Raw genomic sequence first — 13,756 nt, forward strand, 5'->3', positions numbered from 1 at the left:
TTATTATACCGCAAAAATGATTACAATGGGTATGTAATTTCATCAATTTTGTCACGGTTATTCACTATAATGTAAGCCCTCTCTCTTTTTCCTCTAAAAAGTTTCGCTTTATAAAAAGCACATATTCTTCTATTATAGAGGATGGACAAATTGTTATTTCAATAGTCAAAGGAGTATTTCATATGACGATATCACAAAAAATGAAGCCGATTACTCCTTCTTACGATCCATGGGAAGCGTATATGGACCTTGAAGAGTACGGCAAACTACTATTAACAAATGTTGAGTTTACAACAACGACGTTATGCAATATGCGCTGTGAGCATTGCGCTGTTGGTTACACGTTACAGCCGAAAGACCCGAATCCGCTTCCGATGGATCTTTTATTAAAACGATTAGATGAGATTCCTCATTTACGTTCTTTAAGTATTACTGGCGGAGAACCTATGCTTTCAAAAAAATCCGTCGACAACTATGTAACACCACTCTTAAAATACGCCCACGAACGAGGTGTTCGCACTCAAATCAACTCAAACTTAACTATAGATTTAGCACGTTACGAACAAATTATTCCCTATTTAGACGTATTGCATATATCTCATAACTGGGGAACAATTGACGACTTCGTTGAAGGCGGATTTGCAATGATGGAGCGTAAACCTACGTATGAACAGCGTGCAAAATTATTTGAACGTATGATCACAAATAGTAAAGCTCTATCAGATGCAGGTGTACTCGTATCAGCCGAAACGATGTTGAATAAACGAACTCTACCACACATTGAGCATATTCATCGTCAAATCGTTGATGAAATGGGATGTAAACGTCATGAGGTTCACCCAATGTATCCAAGTGACTTCGCGAGTAATCTAGAGATTTTAACAAAAGCTGAAATTCGTGATGCAATTGAGCATTTACTAGAAATTCGCGATGAAAATGTATGGATGTTATTTGGAACTTTACCTTTCTATGCTTGTAGCGATGATGAGCGAGACATTGCCACATTTAAAAAATTACAAAAGAGCAAAAATGTAACTGTTCGTAACGATCCAGATGGCCGTTCTCGTTTAAATGTAAATATTTTTGATGGAAATATTATTGTAACGGACTTTGGTGATGTTCCACTTCTAGGTAACATTCAAACAAATACGTTACAAGAAGCGTATGAAAAATGGAGCGCTTCAAAAACAGCAAAATCATTAAGCTGTCACTGTCCAGCAGTAAAATGTCTTGGACCGAATGTTCTTGTAAAAAACAGCTACTATCCAACCGAAGATTTCTTATCAAAAACAGCAAATATTACATTATAAAAAAACGTCAGCTTATAAGCTGACGTTTTTTATCTTATTGCGAATGAGAAGAAGAAATGAATTTAAAATATAAATGATCATGAATTGGGATAGCGGCTCCAATTCCTTGAGAAGTAATATTTTTTACAACAAGCCTTTTTTGATTTCCTTTTAATACGAGATATACTTCTCCAAATGTTACTTTTCCTTTTTCATTTACCGCTGGTGTATAAGCGTATAAATATCCAAGTTGACTCGGACTAATATTATACACACGCTCATGCCCTGTACCATAACCAATAGTCGTTTTAAATGAAAGTGGCAATTGTACTTTTTCAAGTGCTTTGAGAAGCATCATTTTTTTCACATCTGCAGCATCTTTCATATCTGCTGTTAAATCACCTTCAACCGTCTTTTGTGTTTCTTGCTTATAGCGTAGTGGATATAGGCGATCTCCTCCGCGATTATCGTACACATTGCGATTCACTTGTTTATATTCCCAATTAACCGATGTATCAATCGATTCATAATGTAAAGCCCATTGCCCTAAATAAATCTTTGCTCGGTACCCTACCGCAAGCGGCGCATTCGAAATTGTTGTTTCATTAAACATTCGAATTAAGTCCGGATTTTCAATTTTAATATTTGCTGTTTTTAATAATTCTTGAGCAAACTTACTCGGCTGTAAACGCGGTAAATCTTGCGCATCATTTGGAAACGTATTGTCTTTAGAAATATTTAAAACAGATGAAGGCATTTTTGTTTCTACTGTTGTCTTTGCAAAGCCACTGTTAGGAAATAATAAAATAAACGAGACCATAGTTGAAAGACATATGCTGTATACTCGTTTCACCTGTCTGGCTCCTTCCTACATAAAGGTATATATACTACTTCGTTTATTGTTTTCTCTGAGCACAATTGTTATGCCTATTTTTCATAATAAATAAAAACCAATTCCCATAATGACATACGCAGCTAATAAAGTACCGCCTTCAAACCAGTTTGTATCTCCATCATTTGAAATCGCAATCGTTAAGAAAACAGCTGTAATCATAGAAACAAGTTCTGGTATTGTAAATACTAAAGGCATCCTTTGCGTGAAAAACATAGAAAGCAGTACTAATACAGGAGCAACAAACATGGCAATTTGTAATGTAGAACCTATCGCAATCTCAACTGCAATATTTACTTTATTTTTATACGCCATAATAATTGCAGATGCATGTTCTGCTGCATTTCCAACAATCGCAACGATAATAACACCTATAAACAATTCTGACCAACCAAATGATTTTGCAACTGTCTCAAATGTATGCACGAGCGCCTCTGACACATAAGCTACCGCAATTGTTGCTATCGCTAAAATGAGTAATGCTTTCCCTTTCGACCACTCTGGTTCTTCCTCATGAGCGACTTCATCACTTTTCTGCTGATATACACCACGGTGCGTAACTAACTTAAATAGCAATGCAGCAAGGTACATAATAATCATAATAATCGAGACACCTATACTTAACTGATACGTCTTTCCAGCGTCCATCTTCATTGAAAAAATCTCTGGAATAACAAATGCTACTACTACAGCAAAGATTAATAAAGCCGAATTATGCCTTGCATCATATACATTAAAACTTTGTCTCTTATATTTAAGCCCTCCCACAAAGAAGGATAGCCCTCCTACTAATAATAAATTTCCAAGTACAGAACCCGTTAAAGAAGCTAACACAACTTCAATTAATCCTGCCTGAAGGGCAAAAATTGAAATGATTAGTTCAACGGCATTACCGAAAGTAGCATTTAATAATCCACCTATTCTAGGACCAGATACAATTGCCAAACTTTCTGTCGCTCTCCCCATAAAACCCGCTAATGCGATAATCGTAATACAATACACAGCAAACATAATTGTTTGAGGCCAATGAAGTGTTTTCCCAAGTACAGACAGTGGTACACCTATAAGCGCCACTATAAGAAATATTTTATTAAACATGCTTTCCATCCTTCCATCGTATGTATTTCTCCTCGATATTATTATTATTCTTCTCCTAACTTGTCCGATTTCATCACAATTGCGTTTAAAAAATCGGATTGAAGAAAACAGTATGAAAGATATTTAAATTACCTTGTTGAAACAGACAGAATTATAAATTATGAAAAGGGGTTAAAATTATGCACTTAAAAGAAAAAATCGCAACTATTATTCAAGGTCAACGTACCGGTGTATTATCTACAGTACGAAATGAGAAACCTCATAGCGCCTTTATGATGTTTTTCCACGAAGATTTTGTACTGTATGTTGCAACAGATCGACAATCAAAAAAGATAACAGATATTAAAAACAATCCAAATGTACATGTACTACTTGGTCGTGAAGGAAAAAAATTAGATGAAGATTATATCGAAGTGGAAGGCTTAGCCTCCATCGAGGAAGACTCCACATTAAAAAACAAGTTTTGGAGTAATAGCTTAAAGCGTTGGTTACTCGGTCCTGAAGACCCTAATTATGTACTAATTAAAATCAACCCCGATACAATTTATTACATCGATGGTGCGGGTACGACGGAGCCCGAGTTTTTACGACTATAAAGTGAAACAAGCCCACCTTTAGGTGGGCTTGTTTTGTCGAAAAGTTCTTCTGAAAAAAACAATAAAATAGGTGGAACTTTCTAAAGATTCTGTTATATAATAGCAGTAACTTAAATAAACTGTATTAAAACAGATTGAGAGGAGAAATAAAATTGATGAAAAGAGAAGAACGCAAAAACATGATTGAGTTTATCGAAAAGAAAAAAGGGATTGAGCGTGACGAATTATTATTTATGACAGACGATGAAGTAGAACATATTTATAATGTAACGTATTTTTTATATGAAGAAATTGCAGAGTAGTATAATAATCCCCACCTTATGAAAAATATAAGGTGGGGATTATTATGTTATCTATCCAGCTCGTTGCGAGGCGGTAAAACCCCATTCACTTTATACATGAGAATGGTTTTCATGTATAATAATGTAAGATTGGAGGAATTTTACTATGAGTTCATGGCTCTTGTTCGCACTATTATCAGCAATTGCTGCTGCCCTTGTATCTATTTTCGGTAAGATTGGTTTAGATGGAATCGATGCCAATGTTGCTACGACGGTTCGTTCTATTATCATGGCATTATTTATGGTAGGCGTTATTATTATACAAGGTAAATTTCAAAATATTGGCGATGTACTTCTAAATAAAAAAGCACTGCTCTTTATCACATTAAGCGGAATTGCAGGTGCTTCGTCATGGCTATTTTATTTTCTTGCCCTTAAAACAGGAAAGGTTTCACAAGTAGCTCCTGTCGATAAATTAAGTGTCGTATTTTCTATCATTCTCGCTATGATTATACTCGGCGAAAAGTTAAACTTTATGACTGGTATTGGTGTTGTCTTTATTACAGCTGGTGTACTATTTATCGCTTTCAGCTAAAAAACCGCTACTCGCGGTTTTTCTTTTTCTTTATGTAAAACCATACGACACATGTAACAACTACTGAAATGGATAAAATCCATATTCCATAATGATGCAAACTATACTCAACGAAACGCCACTTCTCTCCTAACTTCCAGCCAAGTCCAATAAAAACACTTATCCAAATAAGTGCACCACCGTAAGCGTACAAACAAAAACGCCAAAGTGTTAAATTCGACATCCCAGCAAAATACGCTGTTAAATGACGTACTCCTGGGATAAAATAACCAACTATTAAAAGAAATGGGCCATATTTTTCAAATAAAATATGTGTTTTTTCAATGTGATGTTCTTTAATTCTAATTTTCGGTCCATATTTTTTTAACACAGGGAGTCCAAGTTTTAAACCTAATATGTAGCTTAATGTAATGCCTAACATCGCACCAGCCATCCCACTTAAAAACGCAGCTGTTCCTGACATAACGCCTTTTGAAACGTTATAACCAACGAAGGTCAATAAAAACTCGTCTGGTATCGGTAATCCAACAATCCCGCCAGCTAAAGCTATAATAATTCCAAAATACCCATAATGTGCGATTAACTCGCCAATATGTTGTTCCATTCGGAAGACACATCCTATACACGATCGTTATTCCACATTGTGCCCTTTCTATCTTTCAGACAAACATGGTATACATATTCACTATACATTGTTTTTATAATGAACTCTACTTCTATCCATTCCTTTAGCAGACAGAAATTGAACTATTAATCAGTGACCTCGCTCATTCTTAGTACACATCAATCACGTGCTAGACTCCCGCCTTCTTTCCTTATATCCATCTCCTCTTGAAGGACTAATCTTACTATCCACAAATACCATGATTAAAAAATAAAAATTCATATGCTTGTTTTTTTGTTACAATAAAGGAAAGTTACTTTTCGCAACGGTTTAACTCTCAGGAAAAATGATATACCTAGCAAAAACATAGTTTGGTCGATATAATGCAACTTCTACCTATTAAAAGAACATGCACCCTTTACATACAACATCATTTTTCTAAATTATACAGGGGGAACGAACATGACCATTGAAAATCAATTTATCCAAAAGGTTTACTATAAAACATTTTTAACAGAAAAAACTTCTACTCCAGTATCAGAAGTACTCGGTGAAGCATATATAAATGAATCTACAAATGAATTCTCCAACATTTCTAATATTCGCTTTGCTCAAGGTGAATTGTATTACCAAAATAAAGACTTTGAAGCAGCAATATTTAAATGGGAGAAAGTAAATAATGAGCTTGCACTTTGGGCAACCAAGAATATTGCAGATGCTTATTTTGAACTAGGATTCTTACCAAAGGCAGAAGAAATGTATCAATCTATCCAAACGGAAGATACAACTCTTACAATGGAAGTTTCCTTACAACTTCTTTCTCTTTATATCGAACAAGATCGTTTAGGTCTAGCATTTAAGACGATTAGTGAGGCTGTTGCATTTCAACCTGACTATCCAAATATTACTTCAATTGCTCGTTCATTCTATGAAAAACAAGAAGATTGGAATAACGCCATCGAACTTGCCGTTCAAGAAGGAATTCGAACAAAATCATTACACTGGTTCGATACTTTAATTAATTATGTGAATCAAGGATTTACGAAACAAATCAAACCAGAATATTTCTATGAATCTTTAAAAGCTTTATATGCAATTGATCAAGTCCAATTTAAGGAACTTGTTATTGCTCTTTGGAACAGCTATCAAAATGAAAAATCACATCTACCTTGGATTCAAACAATCAATCATTTATTCTTACATATTGAGACAGACAACAATGACGATTGGCATGAAATTGTTGAACGCTATCAAGATACGTACTTTGAATTAATTACTGGTGAACATTTCATGCATGAAATGCAAGGACTTGTACCTGACTTATTAACCAATTGGTTTAGTTTAACGAGAGCAAAAGACGCCCTATTCGTCTCTGCTGCAGTGTTAGCGTGGAATGAAGTTTCACCTACAACTTTAGAGTCATTACTCGTAAAAAGTGCGGGAGCCCTACTCTCTAATTCAACAGCTGAAACAAATGTGAATATGGAAACTGTTTCTCATTTATTCGAAACAATTGCTGTATGGGCTGAAAAAAATGATGTAGATTTAAGTCATCAATTTACGTTACTCGTTCATGAACTATGTGATTTAAATGTTACAAAATTACTAATTTCGGGAACTAGTGACTATGATAAATTATCATTCGTCAATTCAATATTAGGAGAGAACATCTTAACTGAAACTATAACAACTCCTATTCTATTTAAAGATGATAGCCAAACTGAAATAACAGAATTCACTGCGTTAGATGTGCACAATATACCGAACTTTGATGAATTCCATCAAATAATGGCTACACCTGAACAATCAGAACTTGAGAACAAATGTATAGAAATTAAATTACCAAGTAGATTTTTGAGAAAGAATAAATTTGCATTTCTTGTTACACCATCTGTTCGAGGACAAGTGGATAAAAACAGCTCATATTTTGAATACTTACAAGCCGCAGATAGCCTTATTTACGTATTAAATTCTGCTTCATCGTTACATGGTGAAGAACTTGATACATTACTTTATTTACGTGAACAAGTACCAAACTTACAAATTCATTTCGTATTACATACAAATAATGCGGATACGAATGAAAAACTAATGAGTAAGATGAAAGTCCATTTCCCAAATGCGCAGTTCTTCCCATACTCTCCTTCACAAGAGGGGAGCCAACAACTTGGGGACGTGACAGAGTCTATTCTTTCTAATCTAGCAGAACGCGATATAGAACAAGAACGTATCGAAAAACTAATATGGTTTACTCAAAAGACAATCGCATATCTTGTAAATGAACGTGTGGAATTAGAAAATACATTAGTCAAATCAGTACGCTGGAATAAACATATCTCAGTAAAACTAAACGGATTTATTAACAATCTTACTGCTCTTGAAAAAGATAAAATTCGTTCTATTACAGAATCTTATCTTTTAACGAAAGAAGAAATCACAAGAGATATCCATTCTCAAATTCCTGAATTATTACAGAGCTGCTCTGACCTTGTTCAAGAAGATAGTGATTTCAAATTAGTTCATGAAGAATTAAATACTGCGATGAACGAACGAATTCAAAAACATGTACAGCAAGTGCTTCTCCCTAAATTTACTGGGTTTATTCAAGAGTGGATTGAAACAGCACATAATGAATTTATTCAAGCTCAATCTTATTTAGATGAAATGAGTGAAACGTTTAATAAATTATATAAAGAAGAACGAATGAAACTTCCTTGCGATTTCAAATTACTAGATGATTGGCATCGAGATGTTGTACGCATGACCAATAGAATTACAGTATCGAATATCAATATTTTATTACGTTTTACACCGACACAATTTTTCTTAAAGAGTGCAGGAAAACTATTTGGTAACATGCAAAAAAATCAATCTATGCTTGCAAACAAATATAAACAATATATTGAAACGGAAGACTATACGGAAATTGCTCAAACGATTTCAAAACAATTCTTCCTTCAATTTGAAGTATTTGAAGGCGCATTAGAACGAGATATCATGATGTTCTTTAAAGATCCACTTAGCATACTGAAACAAAATGTAGAAGCCGCTCAACTTGAAATACAGGAAGACGAGCAAACATTAGCAACGTTAAGAAGCAACCCAGAAACTTATCACGATCCGTTAGCATTCTTTAAACTGCAACTATTGCAACACAAATTCGTTTTAAGTACGCACAAAAACAATGAAGACGTCTATGAATTTAATGAGTCTCCTACGATTTAACATAAAAAACCAAGCAAACTGAAATTTGCTTGGTTTTTTACTTTAATTCATTATTTTCATATGTTCAAATGGATAATAAATTGCCGCTAATTCTCCTAATACATCAGCTTTATCAATGAGTCCTAAACCATTTCTACTATCTCTGCTTATTAAGCGATTATCTCCCATAACAAAAATCTTGTTTTTAGGAACTGTAATTGGTCCAAAGTCCTCCGTTAAATTCATAAGTTTTTTTTCAGCTTGTTTTTTATTACTATACAAATACGCTTCCTCTATCACTTCATGATTCACATATAATTGATCATTTCTCACCTCAATAACATCGCCAGGCAAACCAATAACCCTTTTCACATAAAAATTATCTGTCTTTACAACAATAATATCTTCTCTCCCATAACTTTCAAATTTCTTTGCCAACTTATTCACAATCACCTTATCCCCATCTTGTAACGTTGGCTTCATAGACGCCCCTTTTACAGTCGTAGGAAAAAATACGAAAATTTTCGCCAAAAACACGAGCAAACAAGCAATTGCAATTGTTCCAAAGAATTCACGCAACCGTTTTTTCTTTTGCATCATTCCACCATCTCATCGTCTTTTTACTTTTATTATAAAGACTTCAACTGTATGTTTTCCACAAAATTCTGAATTGCGAAATTATAATATTACAAAAATACAAATAATAATATTCAAGAATGTATTATTTTGATATACTATACCTTGCATTTATCATTATATTTTTAGTTACTCAGGAGGACTTTTTCTATGAAAGTTATGCTTAAAAATGAAAATACCGGTCAAATTAAACAAGCAAAAATTGGTTTTAGTTGGACTGTATTTTTCTTTGGTTTCTTCCCTGCTATATTCCGTGGAGACTGGAAATGGTTTTTAATTATTTTAGTCGCTAGTATGTTTACATTCGGATTCTCTAACTTAGTCTTCTGCTTTATTTACAACAAGCTTTACATCAATGATTTATTATCCCAAGGTTATAAAGCAGCAGATGAATACAGCCTTTCTGCTCTACAACAAAAAAACATTGTAGCATAGTAACAAAAAAGATACTCTTCAAATAGTCTATACACTATTCGAAGAGTATCCTTTTATATTCCCACATATACAATACACATTTGAGCCGCTACATATGTAAACCAAATCCAAAGTGGTTCATACTTTAATTTGCGCCCTCCAATATCTGTCACGCCAATAATAAAATCAGAAATCACAAATAGTAAACCACCAAAAGCTGGTATCCACCATATTCCTGTATTCTCATAGTATAAGGCGAATGCAAAGCAAGCCATTCCTCCAACCCACAATCCGTAAATTAGCGCTCCTATCGTAAACAATTTATCTTGTTTCTCATTTCGAATAAAAAAGAACCATCCTATAATGAGAAAGAGTCCGTATGCGAGTAAACCAATCCAAAAACCATTCCATGAAATGCCTGTTTGCAAAAATGCTTTTACATAAAAACAATGCGCAAGCGCGAAAGTAATCATCCCTCCAATTAGCCTGTGACCAATTGGAATTAAACCTGCCATAAATAAATCCCCTACAGTTGATAACGTCATACCTAGTGCAACCCACGTACTATAATCTACTGATGGATCTTGTAACCATATCCAAATTGCACTTGCTGTTAAAGAAAAACTAAGAATAAGACGCACCGCTAAAGGTAACGGCATATTATTTCTTTTCTTTTTTGTCTGTCCTATTGCATAAATTACACCAATTAAAAAAAGAATGATTTGTGCAATTAACACCATGTAAAGTAGATTCATAATATGTTCTCCCCAATAAAATGCTTTTTGTATCTTTTTTCGTTACACCTAGTCTATTATCCTTTTTCTACATAAAAAAAGAAGAACAGTACTGTTCTTCTTTTTTAATCGTTTTCCTGTTATTTATGCTACTTGTTTTTCTTGCTCCATTTTCTGCTTAGCTGGCGTACGATTCACCACGATAATTCCCGCGGCTACACATGCTAAACCGAATAATACAAATGAATGAATTGCTTCTCCTAAAATCATGCTCGATAATAACACACCAAATACGGGTATGAAGAACATGTACATTGATACTTTTCCAACCTTGTTGTACTTCATAATTGTATTCCAAATGCAAAATCCTGCTGCGGATAAGAAAGATAAATAGATAAGCATTAGTATTGCATGTATACTAAATGTAAATGGCATAACTCCAACTTGCACAGCCCCTATACATAATAGTCCGATAGAACCAAAAATCATTTGGTAGGCTGTCATATAGCCAATATCTAATGTTTTACTACCTTCTTTCGCCAATATATTCCCATACGAGTACAACATTGCTGCAATCAGAAGTAATAAACTACCAATTCCGAAATGGAATGACAAACTACCATCACTCGGTACATTTACTAAAATGACACCACAGAAGCCGATAGAAACTCCAATTACTTTTCTCACATTAAGAGCATCATCTTTATATAAAAAATGTGCGAGTAAAATTTGAAAGAATGATGAGGTTCCTGAAATGATAGCTCCTTCAATACCAGAACTATAGCTCATTCCAATATAAAAGCATATATATTGAAGAAATGTTTGAAATAAACCAATTTGTACTAACTGCTTCCCCGTTCCTTTTTTGAAATTCATATCTTTTCCTAACGCTTTAAAGAAGAATAAAAGCATAACCCCAGATAAGAAGAAACGATAACCAGCAAATAATATTTGCTCCCCAACTTCTTGTGGCTGAATTCCAAGTTCAGCATAACTTAATTTAATAAAAGGGAATGCGCTCCCCCATAAAAAAGTCGCTACTATTGCAGCAATAAACACGCCAATCGGATGGGTAAAAAATTTCTCTGTCTTCACTTGTTGTCTTCCTTTCCGATCTTTTTACGAACAATATTCATATATACCAAAGGAACTGTGAAAACACAAGTTTTCAGTTTATACGCAAACAAAAACATATCATCTAACGAAAACATATGCTATACTATAGAATAATTACAACATAATAACTGTTAAAAACAGATTCAACAGAAATGCTGCTATCCATTATGGATGGCAGCTTTCGTCGTTTTATAGGGGTTTCGATTTTGATTATTTTTCTCAATAAGAATTTGGAAGGAGCGAGTAGTAATGAACTCAGAAGTAAAAACATTACAAGTACAAAAGTCTATTTCTCATCCCTCTTTATGGGATACATTAAAGAAACATTATGAACTTATATTTGCAATCGCATCTGGTATTTTCATTTTAGCTGGTTGGTTATTCACAAAGAACGATGTAATGAATGTAGGCATTACTTGCTATATCCTTGCTTATATAGTTGGTGGATATGCAAAAGCAAAAGAAGGTATTGAAGATACAATTGAGGAGAAAGAGCTAAATGTCGAAATGCTTATGCTCTTTGCTGCTATCGGTGCTGCAATTATTGGCTACTGGGCAGAAGGCGCGATTTTAATCTTTATTTTCGCACTAAGCGGTGCAATGGAATCTTATACATTAAGTAAAAGCCAAAAAGAAATTTCAGCGCTTCTTAATCTACAACCTGAAGAAGCATTACGTATTTCAAATGGAACCGAGGAACGTGTTCCTGTTGGACGATTACAAATTAACGACATTATTTTAATTAAGCCAGGTGAGCGCGTTCCTGCTGACGGTACGATTCATAGCGGTGAAACAAATATCGATGAGGCAGCGATTACTGGTGAACCTATTCCAAATGAAAAAAAACATGGTGATGAAGTATTTGCTGGTACTGTAAACTTACGCGGTGCTATCGAAGTTAAAATTACGAAGCCGAGCGATCAAACATTATTCCAAAAGATTATCCGTCTCGTTCAAAGTGCACAAAGTGAAAAATCACCATCACAACTATTCATCGAAAAGTTTGAAGGAACATATGTAAAAGGTGTACTACTCGTTGTTGCGCTTATGATGTTCGTCCCTCATTTCTTACTAGATTGGAGCTGGAATGAAACGTTTTATCGCGCTATGATTTTACTTGTAGTCGCATCTCCTTGTGCACTCGTTGCTGCCATTACACCAGCAACGTTATCTGCTATTTCTAACGGCGCAAGAAACGGAATTCTCTTTAAAGGTGGCATACATTTAGAGCGTCTCGCTTCAGTAAAAGCAATTGCTTTTGATAAAACAGGAACATTAACAGAAGGAAAACCTACTGTAACAGATGTATATGTTCGAGAAAATATGACAGAAAAAGAAGTACTTTCTATTACAGCAGCAATTGAAAGTCACTCTACACATCCTTTAGCTGAATCTATTGTGAAGTATGCAAAACATGCGTATGACATTACATTAAAAAAACCAGAAAACGTTGAAGATATAACTGGTTTTGGGCTAAAAGGAACATTCGAAAACAAAGCTTATAAAATAGGTAAAGCTGATTTTATTGGTGAAGAAACAAAGACATTTCATAATGGTATTTCTGCTTCCCTTGAAAAAGAAGGTAAAACTGTCGTTTATATTAGTGACGAGGATGGCATCCTTGGGCTTATCGCTTTAAAAGATACACTTCGCCAAGAAACGATAGCTGCTATTCGCGAATTACAAAGCATCGGTGTCGAAGCAATTATGATTACTGGTGATAATGAAGAAACAGCAAAAGCAATTGCCTCTGAAAGTAATATAAAGGAATATTACGCATCATGCTTACCAGAAACAAAAGTGGAAACGATTAAAAAGCTAAAAGAAAAATACGGGACAGTAGCAATGGTCGGAGATGGTATAAATGATGCCCCTGCACTCGCTACTGCTAGCATTGGTGTAGCGATGGGAGAAGGAACAGACGTAGCTTTAGAAACGGCAGACGTTGTACTTATGAAGAACGAGTTATCTCGACTTTCACAAGCAATTCGTTTATCAAAACGAATGAACCGTATTGTAAAGCAAAACGTAATCTTTTCACTAGCTGTAATTGCAATGCTGATTTGTTCAAACTTCATGCAATTTTTAGCTCTTCCATTCGGTGTTATCGGGCATGAGGGAAGTACGATTCTTGTTATTTTAAATGGCTTACGATTATTAAAAGGAAACAAATAAAGACGGGTCCCTTAGAGGACCCGTTTTTTCTAATGGTAGCTATTATGCCCGTTTGCACTACCACTCGTTTTATGCTTTGGATGCGAACTACTCTTTTGTTTATTGTTATTTTTATTGTTGTG

The 13,756-nt window shown here is 34.6% G+C and carries 13 protein-coding genes; 7 read left to right on the forward strand and 6 right to left on the reverse strand.

Annotation, left to right across the window (positions count from 1 at the left end):
* The first annotated feature begins 182 nt into the window (after positions 1-182).
* Positions 183-1,310, forward strand: coding sequence for a radical SAM/CxCxxxxC motif protein YfkAB (gene yfkAB, locus PDQ40_RS19415; protein WP_000156010.1), 1,128 nt, complete (start codon positions 183-185; stop codon positions 1,308-1,310).
* A gap of 34 nt (positions 1,311-1,344) precedes the next feature.
* Here the strand turns inward: yfkAB and PDQ40_RS19420 are convergent, their stop codons facing one another.
* Both PDQ40_RS19420 and cax read right to left on the reverse strand, forming a co-directional pair.
* Positions 1,345-2,142, reverse strand: coding sequence for a YfkD famly protein (locus PDQ40_RS19420; protein WP_001992424.1), 798 nt, complete (start codon positions 2,140-2,142; stop codon positions 1,345-1,347).
* A gap of 81 nt (positions 2,143-2,223) precedes the next feature.
* Positions 2,224-3,279: a calcium/proton exchanger gene (cax, locus tag PDQ40_RS19425; protein WP_000482147.1), complete on the reverse strand. Its 1,056-nt coding sequence runs from the start codon at positions 3,277-3,279 to the stop codon at positions 2,224-2,226.
* 179 nt (positions 3,280-3,458) lie between these two features.
* On the opposite strand from cax, the gene PDQ40_RS19430 reads away from it, so the two are divergent.
* From PDQ40_RS19430 to PDQ40_RS19440, 3 genes are all read left to right on the forward strand, one after another.
* Positions 3,459-3,875, forward strand: a complete 417-nt coding sequence (locus tag PDQ40_RS19430; RefSeq protein WP_000550222.1) for a pyridoxamine 5'-phosphate oxidase family protein — start codon at positions 3,459-3,461, stop codon at positions 3,873-3,875.
* A gap of 155 nt (positions 3,876-4,030) precedes the next feature.
* Positions 4,031-4,177, forward strand: coding sequence for a BH0509 family protein (locus PDQ40_RS19435; protein ID WP_000817786.1), 147 nt, complete (start codon positions 4,031-4,033; stop codon positions 4,175-4,177).
* Positions 4,178-4,322: 145 nt separating this feature from the next.
* Entirely contained in the window at positions 4,323-4,751 is a 429-nt protein-coding gene (locus PDQ40_RS19440) for an EamA family transporter (protein ID WP_000100304.1), read from the forward strand.
* Positions 4,752-4,758: 7 nt separating this feature from the next.
* Here the strand turns inward: PDQ40_RS19440 and PDQ40_RS19445 are convergent, their stop codons facing one another.
* Entirely contained in the window at positions 4,759-5,355 is a 597-nt protein-coding gene (locus PDQ40_RS19445) for a DedA family protein (RefSeq protein ID WP_000434856.1), read from the reverse strand.
* Positions 5,356-5,817: 462 nt separating this feature from the next.
* On the opposite strand from PDQ40_RS19445, the gene PDQ40_RS19450 reads away from it, so the two are divergent.
* Complete coding sequence (locus PDQ40_RS19450) at positions 5,818-8,580, forward strand: tetratricopeptide repeat protein (protein WP_074542691.1); 2,763 nt, start codon at positions 5,818-5,820, stop codon at positions 8,578-8,580.
* 42 nt (positions 8,581-8,622) lie between these two features.
* On the opposite strand, the gene lepB is transcribed toward PDQ40_RS19450, so the two are convergent.
* Positions 8,623-9,159, reverse strand: coding sequence for a signal peptidase I (lepB, locus tag PDQ40_RS19455; RefSeq protein ID WP_000983293.1), 537 nt, complete (start codon positions 9,157-9,159; stop codon positions 8,623-8,625).
* 186 nt (positions 9,160-9,345) lie between these two features.
* Between lepB and PDQ40_RS19460 the strand changes: the two genes are divergently transcribed.
* Positions 9,346-9,630, forward strand: coding sequence for a hypothetical protein (locus tag PDQ40_RS19460; protein WP_000867043.1), 285 nt, complete (start codon positions 9,346-9,348; stop codon positions 9,628-9,630).
* A 53-nt stretch (positions 9,631-9,683) separates the two neighbouring features.
* On the opposite strand, the gene PDQ40_RS19465 is transcribed toward PDQ40_RS19460, so the two are convergent.
* Together PDQ40_RS19465 and PDQ40_RS19470 are read right to left on the reverse strand one after the other, a co-directional pair.
* Positions 9,684-10,364 carry a lysoplasmalogenase gene (locus PDQ40_RS19465; RefSeq protein WP_001051050.1) on the reverse strand — a complete coding sequence of 227 codons (681 nt, stop codon included), beginning with the start codon at positions 10,362-10,364 and terminating at the stop codon, positions 9,684-9,686.
* Between the two features lie 123 nt (positions 10,365-10,487).
* The gene (locus PDQ40_RS19470) at positions 10,488-11,438 is read right to left on the reverse strand and encodes a DMT family transporter (protein ID WP_242231557.1); all 951 of its coding nucleotides are present in this window, start codon (positions 11,436-11,438) and stop codon (positions 10,488-10,490) included.
* A 270-nt stretch (positions 11,439-11,708) separates the two neighbouring features.
* Between PDQ40_RS19470 and PDQ40_RS19475 the strand changes: the two genes are divergently transcribed.
* Entirely contained in the window at positions 11,709-13,634 is a 1,926-nt protein-coding gene (locus PDQ40_RS19475) for a heavy metal translocating P-type ATPase (RefSeq protein ID WP_270691591.1), read from the forward strand.
* Positions 13,635-13,756 lie beyond the last annotated feature (122 nt).

This window comes from Bacillus cereus group sp. Bc061, assembly GCF_027715825.1.
Taxonomy (GTDB): domain Bacteria; phylum Bacillota; class Bacilli; order Bacillales; family Bacillaceae_G; genus Bacillus_A; species Bacillus_A paranthracis.

What these genes read in the sequence shown, in the direction of transcription:
- yfkAB (WP_000156010.1), top strand. Translation starts at nt 183, where the DNA reads ATGACGATATCACAAAAAATGAAGCCGATTACTCCTTCTTACGATCCA.
- cax (WP_000482147.1), bottom strand. Translation starts at nt 3,279, where the DNA reads ATGTTTAATAAAATATTTCTTATAGTGGCGCTTATAGGTGTACCACTG.
- PDQ40_RS19430 (WP_000550222.1), top strand. Translation starts at nt 3,459, where the DNA reads ATGCACTTAAAAGAAAAAATCGCAACTATTATTCAAGGTCAACGTACC.
- PDQ40_RS19435 (WP_000817786.1), top strand. Translation starts at nt 4,031, where the DNA reads ATGAAAAGAGAAGAACGCAAAAACATGATTGAGTTTATCGAAAAGAAA.
- PDQ40_RS19440 (WP_000100304.1), top strand. Translation starts at nt 4,323, where the DNA reads ATGAGTTCATGGCTCTTGTTCGCACTATTATCAGCAATTGCTGCTGCC.
- PDQ40_RS19445 (WP_000434856.1), bottom strand. Translation starts at nt 5,355, where the DNA reads ATGGAACAACATATTGGCGAGTTAATCGCACATTATGGGTATTTTGGA.
- PDQ40_RS19450 (WP_074542691.1), top strand. Translation starts at nt 5,818, where the DNA reads ATGACCATTGAAAATCAATTTATCCAAAAGGTTTACTATAAAACATTT.
- lepB (WP_000983293.1), bottom strand. Translation starts at nt 9,159, where the DNA reads ATGATGCAAAAGAAAAAACGGTTGCGTGAATTCTTTGGAACAATTGCA.
- PDQ40_RS19460 (WP_000867043.1), top strand. Translation starts at nt 9,346, where the DNA reads ATGAAAGTTATGCTTAAAAATGAAAATACCGGTCAAATTAAACAAGCA.
- PDQ40_RS19465 (WP_001051050.1), bottom strand. Translation starts at nt 10,364, where the DNA reads ATGAATCTACTTTACATGGTGTTAATTGCACAAATCATTCTTTTTTTA.
- PDQ40_RS19475 (WP_270691591.1), top strand. Translation starts at nt 11,709, where the DNA reads ATGAACTCAGAAGTAAAAACATTACAAGTACAAAAGTCTATTTCTCAT.